The organism is Mycoplasma zalophidermidis, from assembly GCF_018913985.1.
Lineage (GTDB): Bacteria > Bacillota_I > Bacilli_A > Mycoplasmatales > Metamycoplasmataceae > Mycoplasmopsis > Mycoplasmopsis zalophidermidis.
This window is the reverse complement of the sequence record NZ_JAHMHK010000036.1, coordinates 1-296: the sequence shown is the minus strand read 5'-3', so window position 1 is coordinate 296 and position 296 is coordinate 1. Positions and strand designations below refer to the sequence as shown.

Below are 296 nucleotides of genomic sequence, written 5' to 3'. Positions count from 1 at the left end.
AATAAACGACTATAAACAAGGATTTAAGAGTTTTATTAGTTCATTTAATGATGCTCTATATGACGCTATTGACCCAACAATCTATCTAAATTACATCGATGAATATGGAGTTAAGAGATTCTTTTATGACGAATGAGATGAAAGTTTATCATATGGCCGTAAAGGGCACGTACAACCATCAAACCAACGCCAGATGTATATCTTTGCCCTTAACTTATATAATAAGCTTATAATGCCGTTTAATTACATATTAAACAAAACAGAAGGTCTGTGAGAAACCGCAAAAGCCAAATACG

1 protein-coding gene is annotated in these 296 nt (G+C 32.8%); it reads left to right on the top strand.

Features of this window, described 5'->3' with window-relative positions; translation table 4 throughout:
* A partial coding sequence (locus tag KQ878_RS03780) for a hypothetical protein (RefSeq protein WP_216567982.1) occupies window positions 1–296 on the top strand: 296 nt, incomplete at both ends.